Source organism: Arthrobacter pascens (assembly GCF_017052465.1).
GTDB classification, from domain to species: Bacteria; Actinomycetota; Actinomycetes; order Actinomycetales; family Micrococcaceae; genus Arthrobacter; species Arthrobacter pascens.
The window spans coordinates 1-1,435 of the sequence record NZ_JAFHKT010000050.1 but is presented as its reverse complement, the minus strand read 5'-3'; the positions used below and the strand labels follow the sequence as shown (position 1 = coordinate 1,435).

1 protein-coding gene is annotated in these 1,435 nt (G+C 67.9%); it reads right to left on the bottom strand.

Translation table 11 applies throughout. From position 1 onward, the window contains the following. Positions 1–64: 64 nt before the first annotated feature. The coding region (locus JYA52_RS00225) for an aspartate ammonia-lyase (RefSeq protein WP_205651159.1) at positions 65–1,435 on the bottom strand (1,371 nt) is incomplete at its 5' end.

The window sequence follows — 1,435 nt, the reverse complement described above, 5'->3', positions numbered from 1 at the left end:
TGGTGTGGGCCCACGACCGCCGGGTTCCCTGACCGAGCTTGCGAGGTTAGGGGGCGGTTGGGGGTTATTTGCTGAGGTTGGCCAGGCGTTCGGGGCTGAGGAGTTCCTGGAGTTGTTCGGCGGTGAGCAGGCTGTGTTCGAGCACGAGTTCGGCGACGCCCTTGCCGGTGGCGAGGGCTTCCTGGGCGATGGCGGTTGCGGTGGCGTAGCCGAGGTGGGGGTTCAGGGCGGTGACCAGGCCGATGGACTGCTCAACCGTGAGGCGGAGGTGTTCGGTGTTGGCGGTGATGCCCCGGACGCAGCGTGCGGTGAGGGTGCGGCAGGCGGCTTCCAGGTGGGAGATGCTCTTGTGGAGGCTGTGGACGATGATGGGTTCGAAGGCGTTGAGCTGGAGCTGCCCGGCTTCGGCGGCCATGGTGATGGTGACGTCATTGCCGATGACCTCGTAGGCGACCTGGGAGACCACTTCCGGGATCACCGGGTTGATCTTGCCGGGCATGATGGAGGAGCCGGACTGCACGGCGGGAAGGTTGATCTCGCCGAGTCCGGCGCGCGGGCCGGAGGAGAGCAGGCGGAGGTCGTTGCAGATCTTGGAGAGTTTCACGGCCACGCGCTTGAGCACGCCGGAGAGGTGTACGAAGGCGCCGACGTCCTGGGTGGCTTCGATGAGGTCGACGGCGGTGACCAGGGGCAGGCCGGTGATTTCGGCCAGGTGGCGGCAGGCGGCCTCGGCGTAGCCGGGAGGTGCGTTCAGGCCGGTGCCGATCGCGGTGGCGCCGAGGTTGATTTCGTGGATGAGCAGGTCCGCTTCGGCCAGGCGGAGCCGGTCCTCGCCGATGGTGACGGCGTAGGTGCCGAATTCCTGGCCGAGGGTCATGGGCACGGCATCCTGCAGCTGCGTGCGGCCCATCTTCACGACCGTGCGGAACTCGGCGGCCTTGGCCGCGAACGCGTCCTCGAGTTCGGCCAGGGCGGCGAGCAGTTCGCGGGCGGCGAAGATGGTGCCCAGTTTCACGGCGGTGGGGTAGACGTCGTTGGTGGACTGGGAGAGGTTGACGTGGTCGTTGGGGTGCAGCCGGGCGTAGTCGCCCTTGGGGTGGCCGAGGATTTCCAGGGCGCGGTTGGCGATGACCTCGTTGGCGTTCATGTTCGAGGACGTTCCGGCGCCGCCCTGGATGACGTCCACGACGAACTGGTCGCTGAGGAGACCGTTCATGACGTCGGTGCAGGCCTGCTCGATGGCGGCGGCGCGTTCGGCGTCCAGGAGGCCGAGTTCGAGGTTGGTGCGGGCGGCGGCGAGTTTGACGGCGGCGAGGCCGCGGACCAGGTGCATGTTGGTGGAGAGCGGCTGGCCGGTGATGGGGAAGTTCTCCACCGCACGGAGCGTGTGGACGCCCCAGTAAGCGCCCGCTGGGACATCGCGATCACCGAGCAG